Origin of the sequence: Enterobacter cloacae complex sp. CDL013 (assembly GCF_049238805.1) — a bacterium.
Taxonomy (GTDB): Bacteria; Pseudomonadota; Gammaproteobacteria; order Enterobacterales; family Enterobacteriaceae; genus Enterobacter; species Enterobacter hormaechei_C.
In genome coordinates this window covers 136,062-161,633 of record NZ_JBMKGT010000008.1, presented here as the reverse complement: position 1 = coordinate 161,633, position 25,572 = coordinate 136,062, and the positions used below count along the sequence as shown (strand labels likewise).

General features: G+C 51.7%; 31 protein-coding genes. 23 read left to right on the top strand and 8 right to left on the bottom strand.

The window, feature by feature from the left end; genetic code table 11:
* Positions 1 to 380: 380 nt before the first annotated feature.
* The 8 genes from ACOTXD_RS17780 (at position 381) to ACOTXD_RS17745 (ending at position 6,436) form a co-directional block, all read left to right on the top strand.
* On the top strand, positions 381 to 647 hold the full coding sequence (locus tag ACOTXD_RS17780; protein ID WP_026094409.1) for a helix-turn-helix transcriptional regulator: 267 nt from the start codon (positions 381 to 383) through the stop codon (positions 645 to 647).
* Complete coding sequence (locus ACOTXD_RS17775) at positions 644 to 1,198, top strand: host cell division inhibitor Icd-like protein (protein WP_343459378.1); 555 nt, start codon at positions 644 to 646, stop codon at positions 1,196 to 1,198. The genes ACOTXD_RS17780 and ACOTXD_RS17775 overlap by 4 nt, the downstream gene beginning before the upstream one ends.
* A complete protein-coding gene (locus ACOTXD_RS17770) occupies positions 1,191 to 1,490 on the top strand; it encodes a hypothetical protein (protein ID WP_017694617.1) in 300 nt (99 codons plus the stop codon). The genes ACOTXD_RS17775 and ACOTXD_RS17770 overlap by 8 nt, the downstream gene beginning before the upstream one ends.
* Positions 1,483 to 1,932, top strand: coding sequence for a hypothetical protein (locus tag ACOTXD_RS17765; RefSeq protein ID WP_017694616.1), 450 nt, complete (start codon positions 1,483 to 1,485; stop codon positions 1,930 to 1,932). Before ACOTXD_RS17770 ends, ACOTXD_RS17765 begins: the two co-directional genes overlap by 8 nt.
* A 71-nt stretch (positions 1,933 to 2,003) precedes the next feature.
* Positions 2,004 to 2,264: a hypothetical protein gene (locus ACOTXD_RS17760; protein WP_044488962.1), complete on the top strand. Its 261-nt coding sequence runs from the start codon at positions 2,004 to 2,006 to the stop codon at positions 2,262 to 2,264.
* A complete protein-coding gene (locus ACOTXD_RS17755; RefSeq protein WP_343459377.1) occupies positions 2,261 to 2,581 on the top strand; it encodes a DUF5375 domain-containing protein in 321 nt (106 codons plus the stop codon). Before ACOTXD_RS17760 ends, ACOTXD_RS17755 begins: the two co-directional genes overlap by 4 nt.
* 14 nt (positions 2,582 to 2,595) lie before the next feature.
* Complete coding sequence (locus tag ACOTXD_RS17750; protein WP_343459376.1) at positions 2,596 to 4,929, top strand: primase-helicase zinc-binding domain-containing protein; 2,334 nt, start codon at positions 2,596 to 2,598, stop codon at positions 4,927 to 4,929.
* Positions 4,930 to 5,377: 448 nt separating this feature from the next.
* The gene (locus ACOTXD_RS17745; protein WP_061856877.1) at positions 5,378 to 6,436 is read left to right on the top strand and encodes a hypothetical protein; all 1,059 of its coding nucleotides are present in this window, start codon (positions 5,378 to 5,380) and stop codon (positions 6,434 to 6,436) included.
* Positions 6,437 to 6,763: 327 nt separating this feature from the next.
* Here ACOTXD_RS17745 and ACOTXD_RS17740 read toward each other — a convergent pair whose 3' ends face one another.
* Positions 6,764 to 6,955 carry a toxin-antitoxin system HicB family antitoxin gene (locus ACOTXD_RS17740; RefSeq protein WP_061856903.1) on the bottom strand — a complete coding sequence of 64 codons (192 nt, stop codon included), beginning with the start codon at positions 6,953 to 6,955 and terminating at the stop codon, positions 6,764 to 6,766.
* Between the two features lie 125 nt (positions 6,956 to 7,080).
* Between ACOTXD_RS17740 and ACOTXD_RS17735 the strand changes: the two genes are divergently transcribed.
* The 4 genes from ACOTXD_RS17735 (at position 7,081) to ACOTXD_RS17720 (ending at position 9,198) form a co-directional block, all read left to right on the top strand.
* Positions 7,081 to 7,377 carry a SymE family type I addiction module toxin gene (locus ACOTXD_RS17735; protein WP_032660962.1) on the top strand — a complete coding sequence of 99 codons (297 nt, stop codon included), beginning with the start codon at positions 7,081 to 7,083 and terminating at the stop codon, positions 7,375 to 7,377.
* A gap of 376 nt (positions 7,378 to 7,753) precedes the next feature.
* Positions 7,754 to 8,239 (top strand): type VI secretion system tube protein TssD, encoded by a 486-nt coding sequence (gene tssD, locus ACOTXD_RS17730; RefSeq protein ID WP_061856878.1) that lies wholly within the window; start codon positions 7,754 to 7,756, stop codon positions 8,237 to 8,239.
* Between the two features lie 9 nt (positions 8,240 to 8,248).
* On the top strand, positions 8,249 to 8,614 hold the full coding sequence (locus tag ACOTXD_RS17725) for a tlde1 domain-containing protein (RefSeq protein ID WP_073970497.1): 366 nt from the start codon (positions 8,249 to 8,251) through the stop codon (positions 8,612 to 8,614).
* The gene (locus ACOTXD_RS17720) at positions 8,611 to 9,198 is read left to right on the top strand and encodes a hypothetical protein (RefSeq protein WP_023295690.1); all 588 of its coding nucleotides are present in this window, start codon (positions 8,611 to 8,613) and stop codon (positions 9,196 to 9,198) included. The genes ACOTXD_RS17725 and ACOTXD_RS17720 overlap by 4 nt, the downstream gene beginning before the upstream one ends.
* Positions 9,199 to 9,230: 32 nt before the next feature.
* Here ACOTXD_RS17720 and ACOTXD_RS17715 read toward each other — a convergent pair whose 3' ends face one another.
* From ACOTXD_RS17715 to ACOTXD_RS17700, 4 genes are all read right to left on the bottom strand, one after another.
* A complete protein-coding gene (locus tag ACOTXD_RS17715; protein ID WP_045332974.1) occupies positions 9,231 to 9,674 on the bottom strand; it encodes a GNAT family N-acetyltransferase in 444 nt (147 codons plus the stop codon).
* A gap of 48 nt (positions 9,675 to 9,722) precedes the next feature.
* The gene (locus ACOTXD_RS17710) at positions 9,723 to 10,493 is read right to left on the bottom strand and encodes a GlxA family transcriptional regulator (RefSeq protein WP_263740538.1); all 771 of its coding nucleotides are present in this window, start codon (positions 10,491 to 10,493) and stop codon (positions 9,723 to 9,725) included.
* 353 nt (positions 10,494 to 10,846) lie between these two features.
* Positions 10,847 to 11,326, bottom strand: a complete 480-nt coding sequence (locus ACOTXD_RS17705; protein ID WP_017693981.1) for a hypothetical protein — start codon at positions 11,324 to 11,326, stop codon at positions 10,847 to 10,849.
* Between the two features lies 1 nt (position 11,327).
* Positions 11,328 to 12,116 carry a winged helix-turn-helix domain-containing protein gene (locus ACOTXD_RS17700; RefSeq protein WP_022650133.1) on the bottom strand — a complete coding sequence of 263 codons (789 nt, stop codon included), beginning with the start codon at positions 12,114 to 12,116 and terminating at the stop codon, positions 11,328 to 11,330.
* Positions 12,117 to 12,950: 834 nt separating this feature from the next.
* On the opposite strand from ACOTXD_RS17700, the gene ACOTXD_RS17695 reads away from it, so the two are divergent.
* From ACOTXD_RS17695 to ACOTXD_RS17670, 6 genes are read left to right on the top strand one after another with little or no spacing between them, the layout of a single operon-like run.
* Positions 12,951 to 13,553, top strand: coding sequence for a helix-turn-helix domain-containing protein (locus tag ACOTXD_RS17695; RefSeq protein WP_022650132.1), 603 nt, complete (start codon positions 12,951 to 12,953; stop codon positions 13,551 to 13,553).
* Between the two features lie 52 nt (positions 13,554 to 13,605).
* A complete protein-coding gene (locus tag ACOTXD_RS17690) occupies positions 13,606 to 14,190 on the top strand; it encodes a fimbrial protein (RefSeq protein ID WP_003860947.1) in 585 nt (194 codons plus the stop codon).
* Positions 14,191 to 14,243: 53 nt separating this feature from the next.
* A complete protein-coding gene (locus ACOTXD_RS17685; RefSeq protein ID WP_061856879.1) occupies positions 14,244 to 14,921 on the top strand; it encodes a fimbrial biogenesis chaperone in 678 nt (225 codons plus the stop codon).
* 23 nt (positions 14,922 to 14,944) lie between these two features.
* Positions 14,945 to 17,470, top strand: a complete 2,526-nt coding sequence (locus ACOTXD_RS17680) for a fimbria/pilus outer membrane usher protein (RefSeq protein ID WP_061856880.1) — start codon at positions 14,945 to 14,947, stop codon at positions 17,468 to 17,470.
* The gene (locus tag ACOTXD_RS17675; RefSeq protein ID WP_023323943.1) at positions 17,461 to 17,979 is read left to right on the top strand and encodes a fimbrial protein; all 519 of its coding nucleotides are present in this window, start codon (positions 17,461 to 17,463) and stop codon (positions 17,977 to 17,979) included. Before ACOTXD_RS17680 ends, ACOTXD_RS17675 begins: the two co-directional genes overlap by 10 nt.
* The gene (locus ACOTXD_RS17670; RefSeq protein ID WP_022650128.1) at positions 17,979 to 18,986 is read left to right on the top strand and encodes a fimbrial protein; all 1,008 of its coding nucleotides are present in this window, start codon (positions 17,979 to 17,981) and stop codon (positions 18,984 to 18,986) included. The genes ACOTXD_RS17675 and ACOTXD_RS17670 overlap by 1 nt, the downstream gene beginning before the upstream one ends.
* Position 18,987: 1 nt before the next feature.
* Here ACOTXD_RS17670 and ACOTXD_RS17665 read toward each other — a convergent pair whose 3' ends face one another.
* On the bottom strand, positions 18,988 to 19,512 hold the full coding sequence (locus tag ACOTXD_RS17665; RefSeq protein WP_003860954.1) for a lipocalin family protein: 525 nt from the start codon (positions 19,510 to 19,512) through the stop codon (positions 18,988 to 18,990).
* A 117-nt stretch (positions 19,513 to 19,629) separates the two neighbouring features.
* Here ACOTXD_RS17665 and ACOTXD_RS17660 point away from each other — a divergent pair, with 117 nt between their 5' ends.
* From ACOTXD_RS17660 to ACOTXD_RS17640, 5 genes are all read left to right on the top strand, one after another.
* On the top strand, positions 19,630 to 20,355 hold the full coding sequence (locus tag ACOTXD_RS17660) for a MerR family transcriptional regulator (protein ID WP_023323942.1): 726 nt from the start codon (positions 19,630 to 19,632) through the stop codon (positions 20,353 to 20,355).
* A 99-nt stretch (positions 20,356 to 20,454) separates the two neighbouring features.
* Complete coding sequence (gene uraH / locus ACOTXD_RS17655; protein ID WP_022650126.1) at positions 20,455 to 20,865, top strand: hydroxyisourate hydrolase; 411 nt, start codon at positions 20,455 to 20,457, stop codon at positions 20,863 to 20,865.
* Positions 20,866 to 20,967: 102 nt separating this feature from the next.
* Positions 20,968 to 21,927 carry a YbgA family protein gene (locus ACOTXD_RS17650; protein ID WP_022650125.1) on the top strand — a complete coding sequence of 320 codons (960 nt, stop codon included), beginning with the start codon at positions 20,968 to 20,970 and terminating at the stop codon, positions 21,925 to 21,927.
* Positions 21,928 to 22,073: 146 nt separating this feature from the next.
* Positions 22,074 to 23,162, top strand: coding sequence for an AAA family ATPase (locus ACOTXD_RS17645; RefSeq protein WP_006812462.1), 1,089 nt, complete (start codon positions 22,074 to 22,076; stop codon positions 23,160 to 23,162).
* A 175-nt stretch (positions 23,163 to 23,337) separates the two neighbouring features.
* On the top strand, positions 23,338 to 24,141 hold the full coding sequence (locus ACOTXD_RS17640) for a DUF4225 domain-containing protein (RefSeq protein ID WP_061856881.1): 804 nt from the start codon (positions 23,338 to 23,340) through the stop codon (positions 24,139 to 24,141).
* Here the strand turns inward: ACOTXD_RS17640 and ACOTXD_RS17635 are convergent.
* A complete protein-coding gene (locus ACOTXD_RS17635; RefSeq protein ID WP_023315117.1) occupies positions 24,119 to 24,448 on the bottom strand; it encodes a hypothetical protein in 330 nt (109 codons plus the stop codon). The two genes, ACOTXD_RS17640 and ACOTXD_RS17635, sit on opposite strands and share 23 nt — an antisense overlap.
* Before the next feature lie 123 nt (positions 24,449 to 24,571).
* Positions 24,572 to 25,558 carry a GlxA family transcriptional regulator gene (locus ACOTXD_RS17630; RefSeq protein ID WP_022650122.1) on the bottom strand — a complete coding sequence of 329 codons (987 nt, stop codon included), beginning with the start codon at positions 25,556 to 25,558 and terminating at the stop codon, positions 24,572 to 24,574.
* Between the last annotated feature and the right edge of the window lie 14 nt (positions 25,559 to 25,572).

Here is a 25,572-nt window from a genome sequence, read left to right as displayed (position 1 = left end):
ACTGAAAAGAAAAAGACAATTAATACAGTAAGATAAGGGGTGAACAGTTGAGGTTGTGACTGTTCACCAACTGTTCACCAACTGTTCACCAACTGTTCACGCTATAGAAATTTAGCATTGCCTCATAATTACGTTAATTTCTATTAATTAACATATAACCATAGGTGTAATTAATCGAAGATAAATTCTTATTTCCGCCTGAAGCCATTTAAAGTCATTTAAAGCAATTTGAAATTTTGCTGCTCAAAATTCAGACAGTCTGTGCCATGCCTCATACAAAATTCACTTGTTGCATCAGACCAAAATATTCACAAAATAGAGCGCTACCTGATACCGGACGGAAACGTCCGGATCTCTGCGGATATTAACGAGGTAGCGTTATGCATACAGTTTCATCAGCACTATCGACCCACACTGGCACGCACCCGATGCCGGTTTCATCCCCGGCTCAGGAACGTTTTTTACGTCTTCCGGAAGTAATTCATCAGTGCGGCCTGTCCCGCTCCACGCTCTACGATTTAATTGCCCGTGATGCTTTCCCGGCTCAGGTTTCCCTCGGGGGTAAGAATGTCGCTTGGCTACAATCTGAAATCACGGCGTGGATGGAAGAACGTATCGCCCACCGTAACCGGAAATACAACGCATGAATCAGAACCGTTTTCACAAAGCCCCTTTTTCTGGCTTGCATCTGTTGTGTGTTTCCTGGTACAGTTTTGTCGCTGTCGCAAAATCGACAGCCGGGCGTAGGAACCCGTGTTACTTCAAGGCGACACCAGACGCGCCATGCGTCTTTTTTTACGTCGTTGCTCAGGCACACCTTATTTTTGGGCTGTGGTGGTTTCACACCAGCCTGTATCAGATAATGGTGGTCCGGGCGGGGCAGCCCTCGGGCTGGCCGGTTTCCTTGAAGGCCGGTATTCCTACCCCCGTCCGGGCTACCACCCATGAGTGTAGGAACTCTGGTGGTAGCAATAACTGCTACTTCAAGGAGGTTGCCCCTATGGCTACGACCCTCACCCCGTCACACCCGCAGTTTGTCTTTGTGTTTGCTGCCGTCCGTCGCGCAGACCGTAAGCCCCGTATCTGTATGCTCCGCACCGTTGCCGGTGACGAGCTGGCCGCCCGTCGCACCCTTGTCCGCGAATACGTGCTTTCCCTTGCCGCCCGTCTGCCGGTTGTGGAGGTGTCACATGCCTAATAAAAACACACCTCAGACCGTCTCAGCGCGTCGTGATGACCTTAACCCCATGCAGGAACACCTCAGCATAGAGGCGTACCATAAACTCAATCGCGCAAGCGCCGTCTCACAGTTCATTGGTGGAGATTTGCTGCACCGTGAACTGAACGGTCTACACCAGCTATACCTGCCGCAGATTTTTAGTTATATCCATGAGGACGTTAGCTACGTACTGGAAGAGCTGAAAGCCAAAGGCCTGTGCCGTGACTTTCTCGCCACGACATCGGGGAACGGAGGGGAGCACCATGTTTGATTTCCCTCAGCCGGGTGAAACATACCGTTGTTCAGGCTTTCCTGACGTGGTGGTGTCAGGCATTCTGGCCGACGGTATTCCATGGGATATGCCGTACCGCTGCCCGGGGCAAGTCTGGAATCCCTACCGGCGCACCTACACCATCCTCATTCGTATTATCGCTACTGGTGATATGGCAGAAATTCCACTCGGTCGTTTTTTGCGTGAATTTACCTGCGAGTCTCCCGACGTATTTAAACGCAGTCCTGAAAACCGCCATGCTGTTCTGAGTGAGCTTGCCGCAGACCCGGAATTACAGAAATACCGGGTGCGGAATATCGATAAATATCCTGACGATATTCCCCCGGTTAAACGCCCGGCACCGGTGGCGTATAAATGGCGAAATAATTTCAGGCCGGAAACGGAAATAAAACCGGATAACAGCTACCGCCATTATCTGTAATTACAAAACGATAACGAATATTAAATGTGCGTATCTGCGCAGGGATACGCACGACCTCAGGAGACGAAATTATGCCTGTTAACAGTGCAGAACGGCCGCAAAATATAAATCAGCCCACCATCAGCCGGGCAGACCTTGAATGCCTTGAACACCTTCGCAACGTCGGCCAGCTCGTCGGCGATCTGATGCAGGTGCAGGACTGCACGGCCATTCGTCGTGACCCTGCGCAGCAGTTACAGCTCACCTCCGTGATTTACCTCATGACCGCCCAGCTCGACGGCGTGGTCGAACACTGCAATCAGCGCTGGCTGACCGGGGAGGGTAACGTATGAAAAAGCTACTACCGCCCATATTACGCGCCGCGCTGTATCGCCGCGCTGTCGCCTGTGCGTGGCTGACAGTATGCGAACGTCAGCACCGCTACCCGCACCTCACTCTCGACGCGCTGGAAAGTGCCATTGCCGACGAGCTGGAGGGCTTCTACCTGCGCCAGCATGGCGAGGAGAAAGGTCGCCAGATTGCCTGTGCACTACTGGAAGACTTAATGGAAGCCGGACCACTCAAAGCCGCGCCGTCGTTGTCCTTTCTCGGGCTCGCAGTGATGGATGAACTCTGTGCCCGTCACATGCAATCGCCTGTTATGCACTGAGGGAGAAAATAACGATGAAAATGAACGTAACAGAGACGGTAAAACAGGCGTGCGGCCACTGGCCGCACATTCTCCCGGCGCTGGGTGTGAAGGTCATTAAAAACCGCCATCAGGCCTGTCCGGTGTGCGGCGGCTCTGACCGCTTCCGCTTTGACGATAAAGAGGGGCGCGGCACATGGTTCTGTAACCAGTGCGGTGCGGGTGACGGTCTTAAGCTGGTAGAGAAAGTGTTCGGCATGAACGCATCAGAGGCTGCCGGGAAGGTGAACGCCGTGACCGGCAACCTGCCGCCGGTTGCCCCGGAAGTGATTGCAGCCGCAGAGGCTGAAACCGATACCGACCGCAAAGCGGCGGCCGCACTGGCCGTCAGGCTCATGGAGAAAACCCGACCGGCCAGCGGCAACGCCTACCTGACCCGCAAGGGCTTCCCCGACCGGAAATGTCCGGTACTGTCGGCCACACACAAAACCGGCGGCGTGACGTTTCGCGCCGGTGATGTGGTTGTCCCGCTGTATGACGATACCGGCGCACTGGTTAACCTTCAGCTTATCAGTTCTGACGGTCTCAAACGCACCCTGAAAGGCGGGGCGGTAAAAGGAGCGTGCCACACCATCGAAGGAAAAAAACAGGCCGGAAAACGCCTGTGGATAGCGGAGGGCTATGCGACCGCGCTCACCGTGCATCACCTGACCGGTGAAACCGTTATGGTGGCGTTGTCGTCCGTGAACCTCCTTTCTCTGGCGAGCCTTGTCCGCCAGAAACACCCGGCCTGTCAGATTGTCCTCGCCGCCGACCGTGACCTTAACGGTGACGGCCAGAACAAAGCCGCTGTGGCCGCAGGAGCCTGCGAGGGCATTGTCGCCCTGTCGCCGGTATTCGGTGACTGGAATGATGCGTTTATGCAGCACGGCGAAGAGGCAACGCGGAAAGCGATTTATGACGCCATCCGGCCACCGGCTGACAGTCCTTTCACTACCATGAGCGAAGCGGAATTTACCGCCATGAGCACCAGTGAAAAGGCAATGCGAGTACATGAGCATTACGGCGAAGCGCTGGCCGTGGATGCGAACGGCCAGCTCCTCTCCCGCTATGAGGCCGGGATATGGAAAATCATTCCACCGTCTGACTTTGCGCGCGACGTGGCCGGGTTGTTCCAGCGTCTGCGCGCCCCGTTCTCGTCGGGGAAAATTGCCTCGGTGGTGGAGACCCTGAAACTGATTATTCCGCAGCAGGATGCCCCGGCACGGCGTCTGATTGGCTTTCGCAACGGCGTACTCGATACCGCCACCGGCACATTCAACCCGCACCATAAATCACACTGGCTGCGCACGCTCTGTGATGTCGATTTTACCCCCCCGGTGGAAGGTGAAACACTCGAAACCCACGCCCCGGATTTCTGGCGCTGGCTCGACCGTGCCGCCGGTGGCAGACCGGAAAAGCGCGACGTGATACTTGCCGCCCTGTTTATGGTGCTGGCTAACCGTTACGACTGGCAGCTCTTTCTCGAAGTCACCGGTCCCGGCGGGAGCGGAAAAAGTATTCTGGCCGAAATTGCGACGATGCTTGCCGGGGAAGATAACGCCACGTCGGCCACCATCGAAACGCTGGAATCACCCCGCGAACGTGCGGCTCTGATTGGCTTCTCGCTGATTCGCCTGCCTGACCAGGAAAAGTGGAGCGGTGACGGGGCAGGACTAAAGGCCATCACCGGCGGGGATGCGGTCTCGGTAGACCCGAAATACAAGGATGCATACTCCACCCATATTCCGGCGGTGATCCTGGCCGTGAACAATAACCCGATGCGCTTTACCGACCGCAGCGGCGGTGTTTCCCGTCGCCGGGTGATCCTGCATTTCCCGGAACAGATTGCCCCGGATGAACGCGACCCGCAGCTAAAAAACAAAATCGCTCGCGAGCTGGCCGTAATTGTGCGCCAGCTTATGCAGAAGTTCAGCGACCCGATGACTGCCCGTGCTCTGCTCCAGTCACAGCAGAACTCCGACGAGGCGCTCAGTATTAAACGCGATGCTGATCCGACATTTGATTTTTGCGGCTATCTGGAAGCACTGCCGGAGCCTGAGGGTATGTATATTGGCAATGCCAACATCATTCCGCGCCAGCCGCGCCTGTATCTGTATCATGCCTATCTGGCGTATATGGAAGCCCACGGCTACAAGAATACACTCAGCCTCACCATGTTCGGTAAGGGACTGCCGGCCATGCTGAAAGAGTACGGGCTAAGTTATGAGAAGCGCCGAAAAAATCAGGGCATACAGACAAATCTGGCACTCAGAGAGGAAAGTAACGCCGACTGGTTGCCAAAATGTGATGACCCTATAGCGAAATAACCTACCCTGACCGGCAATAGCCGGTCTTTTTTTACCTGCAAAACGGCAAAAGTGAACAGTAAAGTATTCACTGTTCACCAACCGTTCACTACATAACTATTTGAATATATTAAACAAAATACCGTAGTGAACAGTGTGAACAGTTTTTCCAAAAAAAAGTTTTTTTAAAGAAATTTATCACTGGTGACTTATAAATAGATAGTTTGTCAATATAGAAAATGTGTATAGCAATGTGTATAACAAATGGTAGTTAAATATATAAAAATCAATGAATACAATGTGTTATATGAAAAACAGAACTCCTGTGATCTTCCGCCAAAATTTTAAATCCCCCCCATAAAATTCATTAGAAATTTAACTATCCTTCCTAAATACATTATTATAACACCTACTATCATTAAAATTAAGAATTAATAAAATGAGAATTACTTAAGCCAGAATTAACACAATGCGTTTTATTATCTCTGAATCCATAAGAATTGATGATGAGATTTTTAAAGCATTGAAAAATAAAAATTACAATGAATTTCTTCAAAAAGAGTATGGGGAAGGGTTGGCTGGATTAGGCATGTCTATAAGCTCACCGAATGATTTCACTGAAGAATATAAACATGACCTAAGAAGAGAAATAAAACTTTCTAACAAATCTAAATCTGCCATACTTCATATGTTAAATGAACTCATTAAAGAAGTAAACTTAGAGATGAACTCAACAACCAATGAGTTTTATATTGAATTTAAAAAGATATTTTATAATCATTTCTTTCTTGGTGATGGAAATATAGATCATGATGGTTGGCTTAAAATACTTAATGAAGTGGTCAATAGAATAAAAGACAGTCTACTCGACGAAGATTTTTATTTCCCGATACTAGCCAACGGTCTAGAAAAAGATGAGATAAATTTAGGTATCGCTTCGATCATTCCCAAAGAAAACATCTTCTCGGATATCCAACCCAATTTTACAACCGACGTAATTGAACTAGCCGAAGAGTTTTGTAATTCACAATTACATCCTTATAAACACTTCCTTAAAATAACCATAAAAAACTGCTCTAAAGAGAGAAGGAAGTATTTATCTAAGCAAATCGCCAACTTTATCGTTGGAATAATACAATTATTTAGTGAACATTTTCAAATAGATTCAGACGTGGTTGCTTTATCATTAAACCCGTATCCTAACTACGAGTCCTTTTACATTACAAATAATGATGATGGATACAATTATTGTTTTTCGAGCAAAGGAACAATTGTTCATAGCGCAGTGTTTTGGCAAAAATTCAAACAAGAGAATGCATCAGAACTTGGTAGCATAATAAAACAGATTATAATTCATGCAACAACCCCAAAATCGAATCCCGTTTTGGTGGATAGGCTCATAGATGCAATATTTATTTTTAGAAGTGCAATGCAAGATAATGATGACTCATCAAAAATCGTAAAACTAACTACAGCACTTGAACGCCTTGTAAACACACAAAAGATAACATCACTTCCACATTTATAAGTAGAGTTACACTTCTGCTGAATATGTACCATAAAGACAACAGCGACTGGAGTAGCATAGCAAAAGAAATGTATAACTATCGCTCAGAAATCGTACATGGTTCATGGTCGCTTTATCGTCAAACAAAACCGTTATATGCCAGCCGATATAGTGAACTTACCAGCAAAGCTCTTATATCAGCATGTATAGGTTTCTTTCACGTTGGCTTAAAAAGAGAGGATGACATAAAGTTAATTAACTCTTTTTATGATTATCTTTCTAAAAATAACCAATCCTAACTTACATACCTAACCTTCAATCAGTAATTAAATCCCATTGGGAAATTAATCACCCTCTTGGTTCTTTTCCTTTCTTCCTTAGCGCTTCCCTCGCTAGTTCTTTCAACCAACTAGCAAGACTCACCCCTTCCTCAGCTGCCACTGCATCCAACTGTTCCTTCAATGCCGGATCAATACGCATCTTAAACTGCGGAGATTGTCCGCCGCCTTTTGGTTTTTTTTCGCGCGATACGATTGACATGAGGCCACCTATCCATCTACTCTGACACATATAGGAGGCCACCTAAACCTCCTCTACTAGCAACGCTCCTATGTGCGGGAACACAATCGGAGCGTCTAACCTCACCAACTATCAAGGAGTTGATTATGGCTGATTCGCATTCTACCCCAGACACCGACCAATCCGGAACCGAGCGTTCGTTAATTGTGGGATACCGCCCGAATGTTTTCGACAAATCCACGCCGAAAATCATCCTTTCCGGCAAGTGGCTGCGCGCGGCGGGGTTTGATACCGGACAGCAGGTCACGGTAAAGGTCATGAAAGGATGCATCGTTCTAGTGGCGTATAACGAGCAGGAGCAAAGGATTCTGGACGATTACAAACGCACTAAAGCAAAGTTATGCCAGATCGAGAACACGCTGGCGAGCCTGCAATTATCATAACCGTTCCCACTGTTATCAAGTTGGCTGCTGGGCATGCAGCCAACATAAAAAACAATATAGAATGCCAGATTTCTTCCATAACATCCAAAAAGCAATCGAACCCAACATGTAATGCTAACTTACAAGTTCAATATTTGATGACATTCATCATTTCAATACCTGATGCTATTTTTACTTAGCATTTATCTTACGATGGCAACGAAATCATAATTCAATGTTATAATTTTTGGAAATATATTTGAGAAACTTATACATCGCAAAGAGCAATTTTAAGTCCCACTTCCATATTTTATTTTCTTTTCTATTTTGAAATAAATGTCACAATTTAAATCCATAATGAAGCGTAGTTTCCCTCAGTCTATAAAAGGAGATTGAGATGGCTACACCTGTTTACTTATGGCTTGAGGACGATGCAGGCCGGAGAATTAAAGGCTCTGTCGATGTAAAAGATCGCGAAGGCTCAATAGAAGTTATTGAATTTATGCACTCAATCGAACAACCTATTGATAAGCACTCCGGAAAAATCACTTCAAAACGTATTTGTAGCACCTATGCATTCATGAAAGAGATTGATTCCTCATCCTCATATCTATACAAGGCCTTGAGCACTGGACAAACACTAACAAGAGCAGAATTTATATTTTACAGGATCAACTATAACGGGCTCGAAGAGGCTTACTTTAAGACAACTTTAGAAAATGCAAGAGTAGTTCAAATTGAACCACTCATGTTTGACATTAAACTACTGCAAAACGAACGCTATACACATTGTGAATATGTAGATCTAACATATGAAAAAATTACATGGCATTACATAGATGGAAACATCATTCATTCTGATACCTGGAAGGAACGCGCTTAAGGAGAAAGTATGTCCTGGGAATATAATGTAAAAGTGCACAAATTTTATCTTGATGGTGTTTATCAGTTCGATGCAGATTATGCAGGAGCAAGTGGTTACAAAAACGATCCATCTCAAGAATGTGTAAAACACAGTGGGCCTCTACCTCGAGGGAAATACACAATTGGTTCCCCTCATAATTCTGCCCACACAGGAAAATATACCCTCAGCCTCACGCCCTACTCGACAAATGATATGTGTGGCAGAGACTCATTTAAAATTCATGGTAAAAGCAGTTTGCACCCTGATGACTCTTCAGAGGGCTGCATTATTGCTCCTTTGAGTGCGAGAAGAAGCATCTGGAAAAGCAACGATACGGTGTTGATTGTCAAATGAAGCGTTTAATTTGTTCATTGCCATTACTCGTTGCAGTCAGTTCGCACGTCTCAGCATCTGAAATGACCGGCTTCGCAACACAGTATTACGATGAAGACGGCTCGCTGACGGAAATTTCAACCATAGTGCCCCTTTCCCCGACCATCACGATCGGCAAGAAAACGGTTCAGATGGAAGTTACTCATCTGTCTCAGATTTTCAGTACATACGTGGAGAAAGACAGCTCCGCGCACTGGATCTGCCTTCATGACGACGATGGCACCAATTATTGGTTCATTTCAGATAACGAAATGGGTGCAGGGCTGTTAACTGCGCTAGCCATATCCAGGGATGGCATCCATAAAGAGTGTGTGAATACAACGGAACGAGTCAGTGTCTCAGTCTCTGGCGTTCCATTGTTAAATGCCACTCACGGGGATTTAGTTGAATTGTTCGGCAAAAAAGCAATCGGCAACAGAAAAAAGATCCTGCTTTATCAGGAGACACCTGTACAGGATGGATTTGTTCAGAACAATACCGTCTCTTATTACTTTGATGGCGAAAAATTGCGCGGCGTAATTATCGGGCAAATAACCAGTAACTAGCTTGCAGGCTCCCTCTTTTACAGAAGAGGGCGTTAAGCCTGTCCACTCAACCGCATATGCAACAGCGGAAACGGATTCCCCTGCCCGTCCAGTGCCGAGCGCCCGACCTGCTCAAACCCCATATGACGATAAAACGCCACCCCCTGCGGATTCTGCTCGTTCACATCCACTTCATTTACGCCGAATTCTGCAATGGCATATTGCAGCAGCATTTTCCCGATACCCTTCCCCCGGCTCGCATCATCCACAAACAGCATTTCAATGCGATTTTTATCCACGCCCAAAAAGCCGTGAATAATACCCACGTCATCCCGGGCAATCACAACCCTGAGATTAGGCAAATATGCGTTGAGCAATAACGGACGCAGCGCCGCGATATCGCTTTCCTGCAAAAAGCGGTGCGTGGCGCGAACTGACGACTCCCAGACTGCGACGAGGCGTTCAAATTGCGAGGGGTGTGCGGCTTCTATTTTCATGGTGATATTCCGGTTGAGTAAAGTTTCAGGGCAGCAATGTAATGATATTCAGCTCTGCGACGTGCGCCACACGCCAGGCGTACAACCATACTCCGTCTGGAAATGACGAATAAAGTGCGCGCAGTCGCTGAATCCCATCCGCTGCGCAATATCCGTCACGCTTTGCTGTGAGTTCTTCAGCAGCCAGCAAGCATAGCGCAGCCTGGCGCTGCGGATAAATTCGCGGGCCGTTTTGCCGAATTCTGCGTGGAACAGGCGGTTGAGCTGGCGTTCACTCAATGCCACTTCTCGCGCAAGCCCGGCGGTGGTGAGCGGCCGGGTCAGGAACTGTTCAATCAGCATGACGGCGCGGCGCAACCGCGAGTCAGGGATAAGCGCAAGATTCGCCGGACGTGGGGTGGCAATTTCATGCGGAACGAGCGACAAACGCTGACAGGTGGTGCTGGCGATATCATCCCCGGCATGGGCGCGGATAAGCTCAGTTGCCAGCGTCAGGGTGGAAATACCGCCCGGGCAGGTCAGCACATCGCCATCGTCGATGAAATCATACCCTTGCTCAGCATAAACCAGCGGGAAAGCCTGCCGAAATGCATCAAGGTGGAAAGGATGGATGGACGCTCGTCGTTCATTCAGCAATCCTTCCTGTGCGAGGACAAAACTGCCGGTGCCAATGCCAATGAGCGGAACCCCGGCATGGTGGGCATGTGCCAGATACGCTTTATCCCCCTGATACCCTAAGTCCAGATACTGCAATTCACCGCCGATAACAGCAAGGTAGTTAAAACTGTCCGGCGGCGCATGGGTGGAATCCGGTCTCATGATAATCCCCGCATTGCTGATAATCGGGATATCAGGAAATTCACTTATCAGGCTGATTTTAAATGCTAATTTATCCTGAGCTTTCGCTGCATAACGCAGCGCCTCCAGCAACCCGGAGACGGCCAGGAGTGAATAACGGGGCCATAATATCAACCCAATATGCAGACACTTTTCCGGTACTGATTTCCCCCCATCGGAGGAGTCAAATACACTTTTCATTTACTTGCCAAATTTAAAATTAATTACATTATCGCAACATGATCTGTCGCACTTTATATTTCTAAGATAATCCTGATATTTTAAATCAAGCATAAATGAGAAGGGAGGGAAATATAATGTTTTTCTCGTTTATATCATTCTTTTTTTGAACCACGACACACATATGTCGGTAATGTTCCTAAGGTAAAGATATAGTTACCATTATGTTGTTCATTGATCCGCATATAAATACTCTTGCCCGGATAGACAAAAAATTGCGGTTCATATTTTTCCAGCCAGCTGTCGTCAACATTATCGTCCGGGAACGTCATATTTTTTTCTGACGTCAGCAAATAGAGATGATCTTGTCTCTCCACCCGAAAGGAAATTTTCCTGTCGATGGTTTTACCCGGATCGCTCTTTGCCCGGCCATTCATGCTCAGGGTGCCGAATTTCCCGTCGAAGGTGTAATTCAGCCAGACCGTCAGCGTCTCATCCGGATGGTGCTGGACCAGATTAGCCTGGCATGAAAAAGGCTGAACGTAAGTTCGGTGCCACAGGTAATAGCCCGTCAGCACACCTGCCGTGACGAGGCCCGTCACGATGATATACAGCATCTGCCGAAAACGAGTCATGCTAGCTATCCTTCAGGAAATAATCAGATATACAGCGGTTCGGTTCTTTCATTGGCCGGTCGCAGCGAATAACCGACGCACGAGGAAGCAGAGCGTACCAGCTGATGTAAACCCAGGGATATTGCGCGCATTCAGCCTTGAATTGTTCCACATAGGTCAGCGCGGAAGCGCGTTCAGCGTGAGTCTGAATGTCGTTCGCAAGATAAACGCGACAGGCTCCGACGGATGCCGCAAAACGGTAATCCTCAACAAAACGGTTTTCTGTGGCGTTCATATATCCCGTCACGCCTGCCCCGGCCAGGACGATCAATAGCCCCATGACAACAGCCAGCCAGCGCGTGGGCTTCCTGGCAACGGGCGTTGCTGGCGCGGAGGATGCAGAGACCTCCTCGATCGCTGGCGCCTCCACACATTGTTCCTCTGCGGGTTGAGGCGCGACAGGTGAAGACTCTCTGACGGTTATTTGCGTGTCGCTTGCCAGCGTCAACCCAATCCGCGGAATGGTAACGATAGGGTCAGTTTCAAAACCAATCTTTTTGAGCCCTTTGCGCAGGATGGAGATGTTCTGGTAATAGGTATTGGAGGAGACAAGCATGCCGCGGCTTTGCCAGACAATATCAAGGAACTCTTGCTGAGTGACAATCGACCCCGCTCTGTCGATTAATAACAACAGGCATCGGCCTGCTGGCGAATTTAACACAACCACACGGTCAGGATTGTTGATATCACGTAACGTGCTGGCCGCAGGATGAAATTCGACGATATTATTTATAATGTAATGCTTATGCATAGGGGCAGTATGAATTCTCCGGTTAACAGATGTTGAACCTGGGTCACCGCATGTATGGGATGACATTCACGTCGGGATTAATGTGACTGATTAACGGCATGCTGTATATCTTCGCCATTGGCGAAAAATCTTAATTTATATTTCATCCCTTAAGCTTCACTGAACCTGCATAAGAACTCAACCCTTGTAGAATGCGGCTTGCAGAGCCACTTCATCCGCGATCATCCTCATTATGATGTTTTGTGAAGTGAATTTCCGCTCCACAGAAGTATCTCACTACCGGCAGCATCTCATTTATCAGAGCCTCACCTTTTGGCGCACTCCTCGCCTCTTGACATTGACAAATACCTACATAAAAAAACATTGTACGCCACGGACATGCGTGTCTGAAATATTCAGCACCCTTAAGCCTTAACTTTTCTCAACCAGAACAATATCAATAACTTATATGGTTTTTGTATGCTTTTCAGCCACCTTTCTATCAGTTTTTATCGATGATAACATTCGTAAATTGTTATTCCCCGTCAGCAACTTCACACCCGCACTGACACCAGACGACAAACTCCTTACAAAACATTTATCAAAGCTAAATTTTCATTAAAAATAGAAGCTATCATAATTTACAGAAAGCGAAGCGGAATAAGACCAATCAGAGGGAAGCGTCGTAACCGGTCTCGATCTTAGTAATTAATACAATTTTAGATTAATTCAGATTACCTCTTTATTGGCCGACGTATAGTAGGCCTACACTATGCAATACGTCATTGCTTCGAGAATACTGGCGATAACCTTATAAATAATTCGCCTGATTACTATTATAAATCGAGGATTAACATGACGAACAATAGCCAAATAACACAGCATATAACTGTTGCACTGATGGGCGGCGATCATTATGCAAGAAACGGCATTAAAACATTATTAAGCAGCATCCGCGACGACCTTCACATCATTATCATCGAAGGAGGTTATCAGGAACTGGATAAGGCGCTGTCGTCGATTCGTGTCGATATCTTATTTATATCCGGCGCAGAGAAATACCATACAGGGTATGACTCACTGAAATATTTAAAAAAAATCAAAGCCACGCACCCTGAAGTGATGATCTGCCTGTACTCAACCTCTGCCCATTCCCTGTTATGGGTCCGGGAAGATATTGATGCCTATATCTCGCTACAGAACACGGTTTATCAGTGGCGGATAAAGCTAGCAAAAATGGTCGATAGCCATTATCGGCCCCAAAAGCAGCCAGCGGCGTTATCGCTGACGCCTGGAGAAAGGAGGGTATTAAAGGAACTCAGGAACGGACTGGATATACGTTACATCGCAGAACTGGAGAAACTTTCTTATCGCCGCGTGAGCGCCTTAAAAAGCTCAGCGATAAGGAAACTCGGGCTCAGGAATAAGACAGATTTGCTGGTCTTTTTAACCAGTTAGACCTGCCGCTTTCAGAGCAAATCTCGTAATAAAAAAACCAAGGAACTATGAAATGAAAGCACGCCTTACTTGCCATTCTCTGCTGGCATTAAGCATTGCCGCCCTGCTGCCAGCGGGCTCAGCACTGGCCGCCGCCACCAGCGGCGGCACGGTTAACTTCAGCGGTAAAGTGGTGACCTCCGCCTGTGCCATCAGCGCCGGTAGCGCCAATATCGACGTCGACATGGGGGAAGTGCGTACCGCCACGCTGGCTGCCGCAGGCAGTGAAGCCAGTACCGCAAAAGCCTTCTCCATCACCCTGGAGGATTGCGAAATCGCCGATACCTCCGCGTCCACGGAAAATAACCCCATCGCCGCAACGACCGTGGCTATCACCTTCACCGGTACGCCGGACAGTACCGATGTGAATAGCCTGGCCGCGGGAGTAAACGGCGGCGCGGGCTCGGCGCAGCATGTCGCTATCCGTCTTTATGACGAACAGGGCAACGTCGTCAGGCTGGGTGAGCCGGCAGCAGCGATCCCCCTGCGTGCGGGGGCGAACACCCTGAACTTCAGCGCGAAATATTACTCCCCACTGGGCAACGCCACGGCGGGTGATGCCAGCGCGGTCGCCACCTACACCGTGACCTATTCGTAATCTTCAGGCCCGGTCTGCTGGCCGGGTCTGACTCAGCTTTCAGGAGACGCACTATGCGCGTAAACACATGGATTTGTCTGGCTGGCACGTTATGTTCATCCGCCGTGTATGCAGGCGGCGTGGGGTTAGGCGCAACGCGGCTGGTCTACATCGGCGCGGCTACGCAGACGATGATGCAGGTAAGAAATACCCACCCTGATGCCACGTTCCTGATCCAGTCATGGATGGAAGACGAGAAAGGGAGCCGTACCAACGACTTCGTCATCACGCCGCCGCTGTACGTCATGAAGCCCGCCAGCGAAAGCGCGGTGAAAATCATGTTCAGCGGCAACGCCCTGCCAGCCGATCGCGAGACGCTGTACTGGATGACGGTCAAAGCTATCCCACAGCAGGTTAAAAACGGTTCCGGCAATTCGCTGCAATTCGCCTCTGCCAACCGCATCAAGGTCTTTTATCGCCCGGAGCGGCTCAGGGAAGGTGCAGGGGAGGCATGGAAAAACCTTGCCGGCGCCTACCGCGCGGGCAAGGTCACGCTGACCAACCCAACGCCGTATTACCTCACCACCATTAACGTGAAAATTGATGGCAGGCCGGTATCGCCCGTCATGGTACCGCCGAAAGCCAGCGTGACGCTGGCAGACACCTTCAGCCATGCGAGCAGCATGAGCTACCAGACGATTAACGATTATGGGGCCTGGACGCCCGTCACCCGCACGTCATTGTCCCAATAATAAAAACAGTAAGGCGTGACCACATGAAAATTAAAATCCTGTGCGCCACGGCGATCGCCCTGGTGATTCGGCAAGCCGTGGCTGCCGAAAGCGAGCTGCAATTTAATCCTGCGTTTCTCAACGGCGAGCGCGCCAACAGCGCCGATCTCGCCTGGGTCAACGCCGGGAGCGCGTTGCCGCCGGGCGAGTACAATCTTAACGTGTATATCAATACCCAGTTCGCGTTCACAGGTAACGTCACGTTTCGCGTCGCTGAAAGCACCGCCGGTGAAGCCCTGCCGTGCCTTACGCCTGCACAATTCGCCGCACTTGGCATCGACAGCCGTCAGGCTAAAGGGGGTGAGCTGGCGCCTGCGCAGCGCTGCATTTTTTTAACCCAGTCATTCGCCGATACCCGGTTTGATTTTGACCAGAGGACGCTTACCCTCAACTTCACCGTACCGCAAAGCGCGATGCGCGCTCTGCCGCGCGGATACGTCAGCCCGGAGAGCTGGGAGTCCGGCATCCCTGCCGCGTGGCTGAACTATGTGGTCAATGGCGCGAATAATGACTACCGGGGCGAGACGCGCACGCGGGAACAACAGCTGTTTGTGAGCCTGAACAGCGGCGCCAACCTGGGCGCATGGCGGCTGCGTGATTTCACCACGTGGACCAAAGAGAGTAACGAGCTCACCCACGTCCAGACCTGGCTACAGCGGGATATCCGCGCCCTGCGTGCCCAGGTTTATGCCGGTGAAACGTTCACCTCCTCGCAGGTGTTTGACGCCGTTGGCCTGCGTGGGATTGCCCTGAAGACCGATGACAATATGTTGCCCGCCAGCCTGAGCGGTTACGCGCCTGAAGTGCGCGGCATCGCGCGCAGCAATGCCACGGTGACGGTTCGCCAGAACGGTAACGTCATCTATCAAACCTCCGTTCCGCCGGGGGCGTTTGTGCTGAAAGATCTCTATCCGACCTCTTCCGGCGGCGATCTCGCGGTCACCATTCAGGAGAGCGACGGTAGCCAGACGCAATACACCCTGCCCTTTGCCAGCGTGCCGAATCTGGTGCGTAACGGTCAGGTCAAATATGCTCTGGGTGCGGGGAAATACCGCCCTGCGGGCAATCAGATCTCGCCCTCCTTCGCGCAGGGCGAGCTGTTCCTGGGCTGGCGATACGGTCTCACGTTTTATGGCGGGGCGCAGTTTTCCGATCGCTACACCGGCCTGGCCTTCGGGATCGGGCAGAATCTCGGCCGCTTTGGCGCCTACTCTCTCGACCTCACCCATGCCCGCAGCCAGCTGGCTGATAACCAGCACTACACCGGTGATTCGGTGCGCCTGCGGTACAGCAAGCTGCTGAACGATATCGGTACGCGAGTCAATTTCTTCTCGCTGCGTTACTCAACGGCAGGGTTTTATACTCTCAGCGATACCACTTACAAAGGCATGGCGGGCGGAGCGCCAGAACAGACCGTGGAAGACGATGGCACCGTCACCACTCACTACGACACGGTTTACAACCTGCATATGTCGCGTAAGGCAAAAAATCAGCTGCTGTTGTCGCAGCCGATGGGCGAATACGGCGCGCTGTCGCTGTCCTGGGATCAACAAACCTACTGGAATACGTCAAAAACCACGCAAAGTTTGCAGTTCGCGTGGAACGCGACGTTTCGTAACCTGTCGCTTGGCATCAGCGCCCAGCGTAGCTCTGGCCTGTACGACAACAAGAAAGACAATATCCTCGCGTTGTCCCTGTCGGTGCCGCTGGGTAATCCGGCGCTGTCGACCCGTCTCCGTTTTACCGCTACCCATGCGGATCCCGCTGGCACCACCGCCAGTACCGGTGTCAGTGGTTATCTGCCGGGGCAGGAGAATCTTTTCTATAGCGTCAACCAGCGCTACAGCGCGCAGCAGCACTACGGCGGCGATGCCGCGCTGCAATACGAGGGCGCGTGGGGAGACTATAACCTGGGCTACAGCTACGCCGGTGACTCCCGCAACCTCAGCTACGGGATGAGCGGCGGAGCGGTGCTGCATGAGGATGGTCTGACGCTGAGCCAGCCGCTCGGGAACACCAATATTCTGGTGAAAGCCCCGGGCGCCAGCCATGTCGCCGTGCTCAACCACAAGGGCATCAAAACCGACAGCCGGGGCTATGCGGTGATCCCGTACGCCACGCCGTATCGCGTTAATCAGGTTGCGCTGGATGTCACCGCCGTGGGCAATGACGTGGAACTTGAGAACGCCATCGCCAATAAAATTCCCACCGACGGGGCACTGGTTCGCGCCACCCTCACCACGCGTCAGGGAGCAAAAGCGATGTTTATCGTACGTCACGCTAAAGACGTGCTCCCCTTCGGCACGCTGGTCTCGTCAGAGGATGACAAAGCCAGCGGTATCGTCGGCGACGGCGGCAGCGTGTATCTGACCGGCCTGTCAGCGCAGGGAACCTTGCATGCCGTATGGGGACGCGACAGCGCCCAGCGCTGCACGATCCGCTATGCGTTGAACCCGCAGAATTATCACGCCCGCACCGGGCTTTATTCCCAGGAGGCCATATGTCAGTAACCGTCCGTTTCCTCCCCCTGATCCTGCTGATGGTCATCACCGTCCCCGCGCGCGGCTATGACGTGCTGGTTTCCGTGACCGGCAACGTGATCGGCAATACCTGCATTGTCTCGGAAGATTCGAAGGAGCAAAACGTGCCGCTGGGCACCCTCGGCGTGAAGCAATTTAGCGAGGCGGGGGCGGTCAGCAATATCAAAACGCCCTTCACGCTCACCCTTGAAGCGTGCGGCCCCACCTTTGCTGGCGTGAAAATCCGCTTCAGCGGTACGCCGGATGACGAAAACCCGCAGCTTCTGAAAGTCGCTGACGGTGGCGCGACCGGCGTGGCAGTGCAGATTCTGGATAAAGACAGCGTACTTATTCCGCTGGACACCCAAACCGCTGCTTACGGCGCGGCGGGGGATGACAGCGTAAAAATGACCTTCTATGCGCGACTGACCGCCACGGGTGCGCCGGTCAATGCCGGAGACGTTTCGGCAGTGGCGACCTGGACGACGGAGTATCAATAATGCGTTTACTGTTTTTAGCCCTGTTTTTTATGTCCTCTCAGGCACTTGCCCTCTCCTGGACATCGGATATCACCCTTTCGCCAACACCCATGTCATGGTCCGGCCCGGCAGACTCCATCGTGCCTGGAAAGACGATCGGCTCTGAATGGAGCGCCTCTGCGAGCGTCTCGGAAGTGTTCTGGTGCGGCCTGGTATTTACCTGCTCCAAAGGGACGCTGGAGCCGAGCAGCAGTATAACCGCCACCGGCATCACGGTTATTCTTGATGGCGCAAATTACATGGTATTTGAAACGGGCGTGCCCGGCATCGGCTTCATTCTTGGGCTCAAAGATTATAACGGCACCACCTATGTGCCGATGCAGACGGGCATTACGCAGAGCTATCCGGCCGATGGGACTAACGGTTACGCCACCGCACTGGGCTGGTCAGCAAAAGTGACGTTTATCAAGACCGGCGTTCCGCTGAAATCCGGCGTATACCAGACCCCGACCATTAACGCGGCGATCCTGACGGCCTATAACAACGAAGTGAAAACCGCGCAGGTGATCATCAACCCCACCACCATCACGGTGACGGCAAGCGGCTGCACGGTAGGCACAAAAAGCGCCAACGTCGACCTGGGCACCATTGATGTTCACACGCTGCCCAGCGTAGGCAGCACCTCGCCGTCGGGGGAGTTTAACGTCAGCCTGACCTGCGATGAGAACGTGGCGGTTAACGCAGTGATGACCGATCAGACCACACCGTCAAATATCTCGTCGGTCGTGACGCTGACCGGGGACTCCACGGCCTCCGGCATTGGCGTGCAGTTTTTCTATAACGGTACCGGGCCGCTGATGATGGGGCCAGACAGCTCGGCCGCAGGCACGACGGGACAGTTTTTCATCCAGACCACCAGCGCAGCACAAACGCTGTCGCTGCCGTTCCAGGCGCAGTACATCCGAACCGGAGACCTGGTCCCCGGCTCGGCCAATGCCCTGGCAAGCATCACCTTTTCGTATCAGTAGGTTAGTGCTTCACCCACACCAGCTGATCGACCCGGAAGCCCAGACCGCGTGCGGTGTTCAGGTAGTCCTGTTTTACCGCATCCGGAATGGTCGGGGTGCGCGATAAAATCCACAGGTAGTCACGGTTCGGGCCGCTGACCAGCGCGTACTGGTACTTATCGTCCAGCTTGATCACGTTATATCCGCCGTAGAACGGGCCGAAGAACGATACCTTCAGCGCAGCCGTAGTCGGTTCGCCGGTAAAGTACGCCTTTCCTTCGCTCTCATTCCATTTGTTCTTCACCGGATCATAGCCGCGGTTCAGTACGCTGATACCGCCATCGCTGCGCTTGCCGTACGTCGCGGTGACCTGTTCCAGACCGCGCTCAAAGCGGTTTTCCAGTCGGGCGACTTCATACCATTTGCCGAGATAGCGGCTGGCATCAAAGCCGGTAATGGGCTGCACGCCTTTCGGCGGCGTGGGAGATTTACAGGCAACCAGAGTCAGCGCAATGGCGACACCGGTAACTACAGGCCATAGCCTCATGAGAACTCCTTTCATTTACGCGGTTGGACGTTAAGTGTAGCGCACCCGTGCGGCGCTTCATCCCGTCGGAGAATATTCGTAGTATATTGAGACAACTCCTTCTCTTCGGATGCAGACATGGCTTACTCCATCGGCGAATTCGCCAGACTCAGCGGCATCACCGCCACCACGCTGCGGGCGTGGCAGCGACGCTATGGCTTGCTCAAACCCGAGCGTACGGACGGCGGTCACCGCCTGTACAGCGATGAGGACGTTCAGCAGGCGCTGAAAATCCTCGACTGGGTAAAAAAAGGCGTACCTATCGGTCAGGTTAAATCACTGCTGGAACGCCCTGTGCCGCGCCGCGCCAATAACTGGCAAACCCTGCAACAGGCCATGATGCAAAAGTTGCAGGAGGGGAAAATTGAATCCCTGCGTCAGATGATTTACGACGCCGGACGCGAATACCCAAGGCCAGAGCTGGTCACTAACGTGCTGCGTCCGTTGCGCAGCCAGATATCGGCCAACGTCGCCGCCGCCATGACGCTGCGTGAGATCCTCGACGGCATCCTCATCGCCTATACCTCGTTTTGCCTTGAGGGCGATAAAAAAGCGCCGGGCGATAACGTTCTCATCAGCGGCTGGTACCTCAACGACCCGTGTGAAATCTGGCTCGAAGCGTTAACGCGCACCGGCCAGGGCCACCGCATCGACATCCTGCCGGTTCCCCCTGCCGCGCTGGCCCCGGAAATTTTCCCGGATCGCAAATGGCTGCTGGTCACCAGCGGCAAACTCACCGCCGCGCGGAAAAAGCAGGTTGCGCAGTGGCAGCAGCAGGTTTCCCTTGAGGTAATTATCCTCTGATTATTTTCTGCTGTGGCAATCTTCACGAAAAGTTGAATATTTTTTCGCGCAGCGAGTGCTAACGTTTTCCTGTCACCGACAACTCAACAGGAAAACACGATGAAAAAGACACTCCCTCTGATGATGCTGGCTGCAATGGCTTTCGCGCCTGCCGCATTCAGCGCCCCGGCAGGCACCCTGAGCGTCCACGTTCTGGACCAGCAAACCGGTATGCCGCCAGCGGATGTGACCGTTACGCTGGAGAAGCAGGAGCAGGACAAGTGGACCCCGATTGCCAGCGGTAAAACCGACCACGACGGGCGCATTAAATCGCTTTATCCGCAGGATCAGGATATGGCACCTGGCGTGTATAAAGTGACCTTCAAAACCGCCGATTACTTCCACGGCAAAAAGCTGGACTCCTTCTTCCCGGAAGTGCCGGTGCTGTTCACCGTCACCCGCACCAATGAAAAACTGCACATCCCGCTTCTGCTCAGCCAGTACGGTTACTCAACCTACAAGGGCAGCTGATTGCTCTTGATTTTAAAGACGATTAAAAAATAATCCCGCCAATACTTGGACAAACTCGCATTGTTGTGTAACTTTTAGATATGAGATCGGGAGGTGCACACCATGACAACAAAACCTGTGCTGGGTATTAGCGGATGTTTGACCGGTTCCGCCGTTCGCTTTGACGGCGGGCATAAGCGTATGGGCTTTGTGATGGATGAGCTGGCGCAGTGGGTCGCTTTCCGCCCGGTATGCCCTGAAATGGCTATCGGCCTGCCCACGCCTCGTCCGGCGCTGCGCCTGGTGATGACCACCGGCGGCGAGACAGAAATGCGGTTCAGCAAAGCGCCCCACGATGACGTCACGCAGAAGATGGCTGCATTTACGGCAGATTATCTGCCGAAAATCGGCGATCTGTCGGGGTTTATCGTCTGTGCAAAATCCCCCAGCTGCGGCATGGAGCGCGTGCGGCTGTACGACGAAAACGGCAACCGGGGCCGCAAGGAGGGTGTCGGGCTGTTCACCGCCGCCCTCCTTGAAACTTTCCCCTGGCTGCCCGTCGAAGAAGACGGTCGCCTGCACGATCCGGTACTGCGGGAAAACTTTGTTGAGCGCGTTTTTGCCCTCCACGAACTGAACGTAATGCGTAAAAATGGCCTGACGCGCCGTGCTCTGCTGGACTTTCACAGCCGCTATAAGCTTCAGCTTCTGGCGCACCATCAGGCAGGCTACCGTGAAATTGGCCCGTTCGTGGCATCACTGCACGAGTGGGACGATCTGGACGCGTTTTTCGTGGCCTATCGCGACAAACTGATGACCATCCTGAAAAAACCTGCTTCGCGGAAGAATCACACTAACGTGCTGATGCACATTCAGGGCTATTTCCGTAACCAGCTGAACAGCCGCCAGCGCGGAGAACTGCGTGATGTGATCCTGCATTACCGGGACGGACTGCTGCCGATCCTCGCGCCGCTGACGCTGCTTAAGCATTATCTGGCTGAATACCCTGACCGGTATCTGATGACGCAAAACTACTTTGATCCCTATCCTGATGATTTGGGTCTGCGTCTTGCCGTTACCTGATAAGAAAGAAGCGAAGGCCCCATTGACCCACAGAGGCCCAAAGCTGTACCCCGTTTAGACGACACCCTCACTGTCGTCTTTTTTTTGCGCTCAGCGTAAAATACTGTAATTCTGTACAGGTTAAGCGTGCACAGCGGAGTAACCCGATGATCAAAAATCTGCATATTCAAAACTACCGCTCAATTCGCGATATGTCGCTTGAGCTGGAACAGCTCAATATCGTGTTCGGCCCCAACGGCACCGGAAAATCCAATATTTATAAGGCGATTTACCTGATGCACAGCGCGGCGCAGGGGCAATTCTCCCAGGCGCTGGCAAACGAGGGGGGCATTTTGAAAGTGTTCTGGGCGGGCAAAACCCGCAGCGACCAGCTGCGGCGCATGAACCTGGCGGTGGAAACGGAAACCTATGAATATGAGCTTCAGGTCGGGTTTGTGGAAAAGCTGCCCTACCCCTCACAGTTTCAGCTCGATCCGGTGATCAAAGAGGAATCTATCTGGCTGAGCGGCCAGCACCGTCGTCCGTCGTCACAGCTGATGAAGCGTAAGAACCAGGCCGTATTCCTGAACAACGTACATCACGAAAAAGTGACCCACAGCGGTACGCTGTATGAGAACGAGTCAGTGTTCGGTCAGCTCGGTGAACCGCACCTCTACCCCGAAGTGTCGCAGATGCGTGAGTCCCTGCGTAACTGGCGCTTTTATCATGAGTTTTCCGTTTCATCCGGCTCGGCGATCCGCGCGCCGCAGGTGGGTTTCCGCTCCCCGGTGCTGGCCAGCGACGGCGCGAACCTGGCCGCCGCGTTTCAGACCATTGTCGAAATTGGCGACGAGCTGCTGCTGATGCGCATTCTCGACCAGGCCTTCCCCGGCTGCGTGTTTTACAGCGACAACACCGGCGGGCGCTTCCGCATGATGATGCAGCGCGAGGGGCTGAGCAGACCGCTGGAACCGGCAGAGTTCTCCGACGGCACGCTGCGTTTTTTATGCCTGGCGGTGGCGCTGTTAAGCCCGCGCCCTCCCGCATTTATCGCCCTCAACGAACCGGAAAACAGCCTGCATCCGCAGATGCTGCCCGCCCTGGCAAGCCTCATTGCCGAGGCCAGCCGCTATTCGCAGATCTGGCTCACCAGCCACTCGCCGGAGCTGGCGCATTTGATTGAGAAGCACCGATCGTTTTCGCTGTATCAGCTGTCGATGGCGGAGGGGGAGACACGGATGGAGCGGCTGGGGTAATGCACTTCTTTTATGCTGTCACCACTTTCAAGGTCGCCATCAACGACGAAGATGATTTCCGTCGGTATATACCTTCGGCGAATTCTGCGCTCGCGACAGATTATCCAATTTATTGTTGCCAGTTTCTGATGTCAGGATAATCTGTAAACGTTGGTTATCAGATGAGAAAATTAAAATGGATATTGTAATTTTCCCTGGTCAGAACGCCCGCGCATGGGCTGAAACAATGATAAATCTTGAAGCCCGCAAGCTCATCAATACTGCGAATATTGTCGGAGGGCAACATCTCAGCGACGGACTCGCACGGATTAAATTTATGGATGATATTCGGCAGTTTGTGATGCAACAATTTAGTGCTACCCGGGCAGCCAGAAGTGATGAGGAGTGCATGGAATGCCTGAAAAACATCCGGGCTGAGAACGAAAGTCTTCTTGAGCAAAGCAGAATGCTTCGCTCCGGTACAGCTCAGCTTTTTGCTCAGATTGAACTGGTTAAAGAAAATAACAAAGTCGTCGGTTACGTTATCTCATCGATTAAGGTTGTGCTTTCAGGGTTACAGATTGTTGCAGGTGTTGGTGCAATGATGACAATGAATCCAGTGGGTGCGCTTGCAGGAGCGATTCTGGTTATGGATGGTGTAAATGCCATTTCAAAAGAAATTAACAGAACGCTTCAACATCAACCAAACTCCGAAGGTATGCTGGCAGATGGCGTCATGGATATCGCTCAGTTTATGGGATTTAAACGTGAATCAGCACTTGGGGTATTCAATAGCGTAAGCCTGGCAGCAAGCGTCTATACGGTATTTGGCGCCATCCGGAAACCCGAATCATGGCGTCTGTTTCGTTATCTCCCGCTGGATTTCTACCGCAAAGTCGACGGAATGAATCGCGCAGCGCTCACTATGAAAATTGTCGGCTGGGGTGTCTCTGCAAAAGTCTCGTTTGATTTAATTTCTAATGCGTCTGGACAGAACTAATGTATTTCTTTCTGAAGCGCCAGGCTTTGTAGGTAATGATCGGGGGTTGAAAAAACCAGGCAATAATCAATACGATGAAAAGAGAAATGCCACCGGAAACAATATTATAATGTTCAGCGAAAAAAAGAAGCGCCAGGAAAATCAGGGCCACAGTCGCAGTAATACACAGAACCATGATAAATCGCTTACCTAACTCAAGCACTACCTCGAGCAGGGATGAACCATAACGGCTAATGTTTCGGTTCAGATACGCTAATTCTTTTACGGTGAAACCTGATTCAAGTAACTGCGTTTCAATATTGTTCATGCCACTACCTTTTCTTCTGGAAAGTAACGTGGATTATCTTAACCGGAAGAGAAGTGCTTGTAACCCGTCTGATGCATATCCATTGCCGCCAGCTTTAAAGGCAAAGAAGCCGCCCACGTCTTTTTATTCCATCGCGCCAGCATTATTTTTCGCTGCATACGGCTTAACGCGAAACGTCTTACGCCACTCCGCCGGACTGACACCAAAGCGCGCCTTAAACTGCTGCCGATACGTCACCGCTGATAAAAACCCCACCTGCTCAGCGACGCTTTCGATTGGCAGACTGCCGGACTCCAGCAGGATCTGGCTGCGCCGCAGGCGCTCGGCGGTAAGCCAGTCGGCAACGCTCATGCCCGTCGCCTTGATAAAATGGCGGGTCAGCGTGCGTCGGCTCATCGACACCACGTCCGCCAGCGAATCCAGGTTATGCGGTTCGGAAATGTGCTGCTGAAGGTAGTCAATGAGACAGTTAATCCGCCCGTCGCGGGTATCTTTCGGCACAGGTTGCGCAATAAACTGCGCCTGCCCGCCCTCGCGGTGCGGCGGGACGATCATCCGGCGGGCAATCTGATTGGCGACAACGCTGCCAAAGCGCTGGCGGATGATATACAAACAGCAGTCGAGCGCGGCGGCGGTACCTGCCGAGGTGATCACATTGCCGTCGTCCACGTAGAGCGCGTTGATGTCCAGTCGAACGTCCGGAAACAGCGTCTGAAACTGGTGTTCAAACTCCCAGTGGGTGGCGGCCCGTTTGCCGCTGAGTATGCCCGCATAGCCCAGTACAAACGAGCCCAGACACAGCCCAACAATTTCCGCCCCGTTGTCTCTGGCCTGAACCAGGCTGTCGAGCAGCGTCTGAGGCGGGCGCTCCAGCACGTGCTGCCAGTAGGGTACAACCACAATTTCAGCCGATGCGATTGCAGAAAAATCCTGCGTCGCATGCAGGGCAAAACCGTCTTTCGAGGTCAGGAATCCCGGTTTTTCAGCGCAGATCGTAACGTTAAAGCGCTTTTCCCCGGATACCGTATCGCCAAACAGAATGCAGGGGACGGAGTAGTGGAACGGGCTAAACCCGTCCACCGCGACAATAGCAACGTTAACAAGCGGCATCTGTCTCTCCTTTC

Bases quoted from the DNA above. Each gene is read 5' to 3' on its own strand.
- ACOTXD_RS17780 (WP_026094409.1), top strand. From the start codon at position 381: ATGCATACAGTTTCATCAGCACTATCGACCCACACTGGCACGCACCCG.
- ACOTXD_RS17775 (WP_343459378.1), top strand. From the start codon at position 644: ATGAATCAGAACCGTTTTCACAAAGCCCCTTTTTCTGGCTTGCATCTG.
- ACOTXD_RS17770 (WP_017694617.1), top strand. From the start codon at position 1,191: ATGCCTAATAAAAACACACCTCAGACCGTCTCAGCGCGTCGTGATGAC.
- ACOTXD_RS17765 (WP_017694616.1), top strand. From the start codon at position 1,483: ATGTTTGATTTCCCTCAGCCGGGTGAAACATACCGTTGTTCAGGCTTT.
- ACOTXD_RS17760 (WP_044488962.1), top strand. From the start codon at position 2,004: ATGCCTGTTAACAGTGCAGAACGGCCGCAAAATATAAATCAGCCCACC.
- ACOTXD_RS17755 (WP_343459377.1), top strand. From the start codon at position 2,261: ATGAAAAAGCTACTACCGCCCATATTACGCGCCGCGCTGTATCGCCGC.
- ACOTXD_RS17750 (WP_343459376.1), top strand. From the start codon at position 2,596: ATGAAAATGAACGTAACAGAGACGGTAAAACAGGCGTGCGGCCACTGG.
- ACOTXD_RS17745 (WP_061856877.1), top strand. From the start codon at position 5,378: ATGCGTTTTATTATCTCTGAATCCATAAGAATTGATGATGAGATTTTT.
- ACOTXD_RS17740 (WP_061856903.1), bottom strand. From the start codon at position 6,955: ATGTCAATCGTATCGCGCGAAAAAAAACCAAAAGGCGGCGGACAATCT.
- ACOTXD_RS17735 (WP_032660962.1), top strand. From the start codon at position 7,081: ATGGCTGATTCGCATTCTACCCCAGACACCGACCAATCCGGAACCGAG.
- tssD (WP_061856878.1), top strand. From the start codon at position 7,754: ATGGCTACACCTGTTTACTTATGGCTTGAGGACGATGCAGGCCGGAGA.
- ACOTXD_RS17725 (WP_073970497.1), top strand. From the start codon at position 8,249: ATGTCCTGGGAATATAATGTAAAAGTGCACAAATTTTATCTTGATGGT.
- ACOTXD_RS17720 (WP_023295690.1), top strand. From the start codon at position 8,611: ATGAAGCGTTTAATTTGTTCATTGCCATTACTCGTTGCAGTCAGTTCG.
- ACOTXD_RS17715 (WP_045332974.1), bottom strand. From the start codon at position 9,674: ATGAAAATAGAAGCCGCACACCCCTCGCAATTTGAACGCCTCGTCGCA.
- ACOTXD_RS17710 (WP_263740538.1), bottom strand. From the start codon at position 10,493: ATGAGACCGGATTCCACCCATGCGCCGCCGGACAGTTTTAACTACCTT.
- ACOTXD_RS17705 (WP_017693981.1), bottom strand. From the start codon at position 11,326: ATGACTCGTTTTCGGCAGATGCTGTATATCATCGTGACGGGCCTCGTC.
- ACOTXD_RS17700 (WP_022650133.1), bottom strand. From the start codon at position 12,116: ATGCATAAGCATTACATTATAAATAATATCGTCGAATTTCATCCTGCG.
- ACOTXD_RS17695 (WP_022650132.1), top strand. From the start codon at position 12,951: ATGACGAACAATAGCCAAATAACACAGCATATAACTGTTGCACTGATG.
- ACOTXD_RS17690 (WP_003860947.1), top strand. From the start codon at position 13,606: ATGAAAGCACGCCTTACTTGCCATTCTCTGCTGGCATTAAGCATTGCC.
- ACOTXD_RS17685 (WP_061856879.1), top strand. From the start codon at position 14,244: ATGCGCGTAAACACATGGATTTGTCTGGCTGGCACGTTATGTTCATCC.
- ACOTXD_RS17680 (WP_061856880.1), top strand. From the start codon at position 14,945: ATGAAAATTAAAATCCTGTGCGCCACGGCGATCGCCCTGGTGATTCGG.
- ACOTXD_RS17675 (WP_023323943.1), top strand. From the start codon at position 17,461: ATGTCAGTAACCGTCCGTTTCCTCCCCCTGATCCTGCTGATGGTCATC.
- ACOTXD_RS17670 (WP_022650128.1), top strand. From the start codon at position 17,979: ATGCGTTTACTGTTTTTAGCCCTGTTTTTTATGTCCTCTCAGGCACTT.
- ACOTXD_RS17665 (WP_003860954.1), bottom strand. From the start codon at position 19,512: ATGAGGCTATGGCCTGTAGTTACCGGTGTCGCCATTGCGCTGACTCTG.
- ACOTXD_RS17660 (WP_023323942.1), top strand. From the start codon at position 19,630: ATGGCTTACTCCATCGGCGAATTCGCCAGACTCAGCGGCATCACCGCC.
- uraH (WP_022650126.1), top strand. From the start codon at position 20,455: ATGAAAAAGACACTCCCTCTGATGATGCTGGCTGCAATGGCTTTCGCG.
- ACOTXD_RS17650 (WP_022650125.1), top strand. From the start codon at position 20,968: ATGACAACAAAACCTGTGCTGGGTATTAGCGGATGTTTGACCGGTTCC.
- ACOTXD_RS17645 (WP_006812462.1), top strand. From the start codon at position 22,074: ATGATCAAAAATCTGCATATTCAAAACTACCGCTCAATTCGCGATATG.
- ACOTXD_RS17640 (WP_061856881.1), top strand. From the start codon at position 23,338: ATGGATATTGTAATTTTCCCTGGTCAGAACGCCCGCGCATGGGCTGAA.
- ACOTXD_RS17635 (WP_023315117.1), bottom strand. From the start codon at position 24,448: ATGAACAATATTGAAACGCAGTTACTTGAATCAGGTTTCACCGTAAAA.
- ACOTXD_RS17630 (WP_022650122.1), bottom strand. From the start codon at position 25,558: ATGCCGCTTGTTAACGTTGCTATTGTCGCGGTGGACGGGTTTAGCCCG.